Origin of the sequence: Mycobacterium sp. E802, from assembly GCF_001666875.1 — a bacterium.
In the GTDB taxonomy this organism is placed as follows: Bacteria; Actinomycetota; Actinomycetes; order Mycobacteriales; family Mycobacteriaceae; genus Mycobacterium.
This window is the reverse complement of sequence record NZ_LZJD01000007.1, coordinates 1-4,877: the sequence shown is the minus strand read 5'-3', so window position 1 is coordinate 4,877 and position 4,877 is coordinate 1. Positions and strand designations below refer to the sequence as shown.

At 68.4% G+C, this 4,877-nt stretch carries 6 protein-coding genes; all 6 read left to right on the top strand.

The annotated features are described in order from the left end of the window. Window positions 1–237: 237 nt before the first annotated feature. Window positions 238–1,104 carry a tetratricopeptide repeat protein gene (locus A5699_RS01075; RefSeq protein WP_082957513.1) on the top strand — a complete coding sequence of 289 codons (867 nt, stop codon included), beginning with the start codon at window positions 238–240 and terminating at the stop codon, window positions 1,102–1,104. Window position 1,105: 1 nt separating this feature from the next. Beyond that, window positions 1,106–2,134 (top strand): HAD-IIA family hydrolase, encoded by a 1,029-nt coding sequence (locus tag A5699_RS01070; RefSeq protein WP_067764159.1) that lies wholly within the window; start codon window positions 1,106–1,108, stop codon window positions 2,132–2,134. 13 nt (window positions 2,135–2,147) lie between these two features. Next, window positions 2,148–2,354, top strand: a complete 207-nt coding sequence (locus A5699_RS01065) for a hypothetical protein (RefSeq protein WP_067764156.1) — start codon at window positions 2,148–2,150, stop codon at window positions 2,352–2,354. A gap of 6 nt (window positions 2,355–2,360) precedes the next feature. Next, entirely contained in the window at window positions 2,361–3,170 is an 810-nt protein-coding gene (locus A5699_RS01060) for a TlyA family RNA methyltransferase (RefSeq protein WP_067764154.1), read from the top strand. Further along, entirely contained in the window at window positions 3,167–4,090 is a 924-nt protein-coding gene (locus A5699_RS01055) for an NAD kinase (protein WP_067764152.1), read from the top strand. The genes A5699_RS01060 and A5699_RS01055 overlap by 4 nt, the downstream gene beginning before the upstream one ends. 6 nt (window positions 4,091–4,096) lie before the next feature. After that, window positions 4,097–4,877, top strand: a 781-nt coding sequence (locus tag A5699_RS01050; RefSeq protein ID WP_157561026.1) for an AAA family ATPase, incomplete at its 3' end; no start/stop codon positions are given.

Genomic DNA, 4,877 nt, shown 5'->3' with positions numbered 1-4,877 from the left:
CGGAAGCTAAGCCTGCCAGCGCCGATGATACTACCCACACGGGTGGAAAAGTAGGACACCGCCGAACACAAATTAAGAATCGCCCCCCACGTTTATGCGTGGGGGGCGATTCGCTTTTATGACTCAATTCTTTTGGCAGTTATATCTCGATACTCAATGGGCCGGCATCGGGATGATTATGTCGGCCGTGGTCGCTGCCAGTATCCTTTGCTCACAAGGGCGGGTAGAAAGGCACACGTGGTCGGAGACAGACAAGGCGACGCAGAGCGGCGCCCGCGGCGTGCATCGAACGACCGCGCATCCAGCAATTCAGGACCGCGGCGTCCCCGCGATCAGCGTGGTCGTGATCAACAGGGCCGGGGCCAGCGCTCCGGCGCCCCACGGGTGTCCGGACCTGGCCGGGCCCGTTCGGCACAGCCCACCGACGATGCCGAGCCCAGAAATGACGGCCCGAAGTTGCCGGCTGATGTCGAAGCAAAAGAATTGGCTCCCGATGTCCGTCGGGAACTGGTCACCCTCGACAAGACCACCGCCGACTTCGTCGCGCGTCACCTCGTGATGGTCGGCAAGTTGCTCGACGAGGACCCGGAAACGGCCCTCGCCCATGCCCGATCGGCCCGTAATCGGGCGGGGCGGATCGCGGTGGTTCGTGAAGCCGTGGGAATCGCGGCGTATCACAGCGGAGATTGGGCTCAGGCGCTGGCCGAATTGCGTGCGGCCCGGCGGATGGGCAGTAAGTCGGCGTTGTTGCCGATGATCGCGGACTGCGAACGCGGTGTGGGACGGCCCGAGCGGGCGTTGGAGTTGGCCCGCAGCGACGAGGCTGCCGCGCTGACGGGCGAAGACGCCGACGAGCTGCGCATCGTGACAGCCGGCGCCCGATCGGATCTCGGCCAGCTCGAACAGGCATTGGCCATCCTGTCCACCCCACCGCTCGACCCGACCGCACTCGGACCGACGTCGGCCCGGTTGTTCTACGTCTACGCCGACACCCTGCTGGCACTGGGCCGCCGGGACGAGGCGTTGCAGTGGTTCCTCCACGCTGCGCATGCCGACCTCGAAGGCATCACCGACGCCGAAGACCGGATCACGGAGCTTTCCTGACGTGACGGCGCTTGCACGGCAACATGATTGCCTGCTGCTCGATCTCGATGGCACGGTCTTTCGTGGCCACGCGCCCACGTCGGGCGCGCTGGACAGCCTGGCCGCGGTATCGGCCCGGGTGCTGTACGTGACCAACAACGCCTCACGTGCTCCCGGTCAGGTCGCCGGACATCTTCGCGAGCTCGGGTTCACTGCGGACGCCGACGATGTGGTGACCAGTGCCCAGAGTGCGGCGCACCTGCTTGCCGCCCATTTGCCGTCGGGCTCGGTGGTTCTCGTGGTGGGGGCGGAGGCCCTTGCCGATGAGGTACGCAATGTCGGCCTGCACCCGGTACGGACATTCGACGAGGGACCGGTCGCGGTGGTGCAGGGGCACTCCCCGGACACCGCGTGGCCGAATCTGGCCGAGGCTGCGCTGGCGATCCGCGCCGGGGCGTTGTGGGTGGCCGCCAACGTGGATCTGACCCTGCCGACCGAACGCGGCCTGCTTCCGGGCAACGGCTCGATGGTGGCCGCGCTGCGCGCCGCGACCGAGCGGGAACCGCTGGTGGCCGGAAAGCCGCAACCGACATTGATGAACGACGCACTGGGCCGCGGATCGTTCACCGCGCCACTGGTGGTCGGTGACCGGCTCGACACCGACATCGCCGGCGCCGTCGCCGCCGGACTGCCGAGCCTGATGGTGCTCACCGGCGTCAGTACCGCCGCTGAGGCCGTACATGCGGTGCCGGCACAGCGTCCCGACTTTTTGGCGGCGGATCTGCGCGGACTGCACACCGATGCCGATGTCCTGCGGATCGCGCCACAAGACGCGTGGCGGGTCGACATCGACACGTCGACGGTCACGGTTCATGCCACCGGCCAGCAGCCACAGGACGACCTGTCGGTGATACGAGCCACCGCACACGCGGTGTGGAGCGCGGAGGCCGACGGCGCTGTCACGGTGACGGGCGGGGACGACACCGCGCGCGCGGCGTTGCAACGATGGTCATTGCTGTCAGTGCCGGTCGATGAAGGTGTCATCGACTAGCGTGAGTGTCGCTATGACTACTGATCCCGACGAGCTACGCGCGCAGGTGGCTGCCGTCTTGGCCGACGTGCCGGATCCGGCCGCGGACCCCTCGGCCCTCGACGGCACGGACATCGACGTGGTGGCCGCGCGGCTGGAACAGGCCCATGATCTGCTCGTGGCCGCTCTCGAATCCGTCGACAGGGGACAACCGGGCGGACCGCAGGCGACCGGAAGGTGAGCGCAGGTGGCACGGCGCGCTCGTGTTGATGCCGAGCTGGTGCGACGCGGGCTGGCCCGGTCCCGCCAGCAGGCCGCTGAGCTGATCGAGGCCGGCCGGGTCCGCATCGACGGGATGCCCGCGGCCAAGCCGGCGACCGCAGTGGCCTCAGATACCAACATCACGGTGCTCGCCACCGAGGAGCGCAGCTGGGTGTCGCGGGGTGCACACAAGCTGATCGGTGCGCTCGATGCGTTCGACGTCGCTGTCGAGGGACGGCGCTGTTTGGATGCCGGGGCCTCGACCGGAGGTTTCACCGAGGTGCTGCTCGATCGCGGCGCGGCCGAGGTGGTGGCCGCCGACGTCGGCTACGGGCAGTTGGCCTGGTCGCTGCGCTCGGACGAGCGCGTACATGTACTGGAACGCACGAATGTGCGGGAGCTGACGCCCGAGGCGATCGGCGGACCGGTGCAGCTGATCGTGGCTGACCTGTCGTTCATCTCGCTGGCCACCGTGCTCCCGGCGTTGACGGCCTGTGCCACCACCGACGCCGATATCGTTCCGATGGTGAAACCGCAGTTCGAGGTCGGCAAGGATCGAGTGGGCGCCGGCGGCGTCGTCTCCGATCCGGAGCTGCGGGTCGACGCGGTGTGTACGGTCGCCCGCAAGGCGGCCACCTTGCAGTGGCATGCTGTCGATGTGACGGCCAGCCCGCTCCCGGGGCCATCGGGCAACGTCGAATATTTTCTGCACCTGCGTACCGGGACCGACCGCGCACTGGAGGGCGAGATGCTCGAACAGGCGGTGCGGCGGGCGGTTGAGGAGGGCCCGCAATGACGCTTGAACGCACGATCCTGCTGGTGGTGCACACCGGCCGGGATGAGGCGACCGAAGTCGCCCGCCGGGTGGAGAAAGTGCTCGGCGACAACGGTATTGGCCTGAAGGTGCTCTCGGCCGAGGCCGTGGACCGTGGCCCGTTGCACCTGGCGCCCGACGACATGCGGGCGCTGGGTGTCGACATCGAGGTGGTCGACGCCGACGAACGGGCGGCCGAGGGCTGCGAACTCGTGCTGGTCCTCGGTGGCGACGGTACGTTCCTGCGCGCCGCCGAACTTGCCCGCAACGTCGAGATCCCGGTGGTGGGCGTCAATCTGGGCCGCATCGGCTTCCTGGCCGAGGCGGAAGCGGAGGCCATCGACCACGTGCTCGAGCGCATCATCGAGCGCGACTACCGCATCGAGGAGCGGATGACCCTCGACGTCGTCGTTCGATCGGGTGCCGACGTGGTGAACCGGGGGTGGGCACTCAACGAAGCCAGCCTGGAGAAGGGTCCCCGGCTCGGGGTGCTCGGGGTGGTGCTGGAGGTCGACGGTCGCCCCGTCTCGTCCTTCGGCTGTGACGGTGTGCTGGTGTCGACACCGACGGGGTCGACGGCCTACGCGTTCTCCGCGGGCGGCCCGGTGCTGTGGCCGGATCTGGAGGCGATCCTGGTGGTGCCCAACAACGCTCACGCGCTGTTCGCCCGCCCGATGGTGACCAGTCCGGTCGCCAACATCGCCATCGAGATCGAGGCGAGCGGCAATGACGCCCTGGTGTTCTGCGACGGCCGGCGCGAAATGGTGGTGCCGGCCGGCGGCCGCCTGGAGGTGACCCGCTGCGCGACGCCGCTGAAATGGGTACGGCTGGACTCGGCTCCGTTCACCGATCGGTTGGTACGCAAGTTCCGGCTGCCGGTCACCGGATGGCGGGGACAGTAGATCGCCGTGCTGTCAGAGATTCGTATCGAGTCGTTGGGCGCGATCAGCGCCGCCACCGCGGAATTCGACCGGGGGTTGACCGTGCTGACCGGTGAGACCGGTACCGGCAAGACCATGGTGGTGACCAGCCTGCATCTGCTCGGCGGGGCGCGCGCGGACGCCACGAGGGTGCGGTCGGGGTCTGATCGCGCGGTCGTCGAAGGCCGGTTCAGCACAAGCGAACTCGGCGAGGACGTATCGGTGCGGGTGGAGGACATCTTGGAGTCCTCCGGTGCCGAGCGCGATGACGACGGCAGTGTCATCGCGGCCCGCTCGGTGAGCCGGGCCGGGCCGTCACGCGCGTACCTGGGTGGGCGCAGTGTGCCGGCGAAATCGTTGAGCAACTTCACCGCCCAGGTGTTGACGCTGCACGGGCAGAACGACCAGTTGCGATTGATGAGGCCCGACGAGCAGCGGGCCGCGCTGGACCGGTTCGCCGAGGTGGACAAGCCGCTGACCCGATACCGCCGGGCCCGTGAGGAGTGGCTCGAGGCGCGTCGGGATCTGGCCGACCGTCGTCATCGCGCCCGGGAACTCGCCCAGGAAGCCGACCGGCTGAGCTTCGGAATCCAGGAGATCGACGCGGTCGCACCACTTCCCGGTGAGGACGAGGCGATCATCGCCGACATCCGCCGGCTCTCGGAGCTCGACGCGCTGCGCGATGCCGCCCAGACGGCCCGGCTGGCGTTGTCCGGTGAGCTCGAAGAACCGACGCCGGAGTCGATGTCGGCGGCAGACGGGGTGGGCC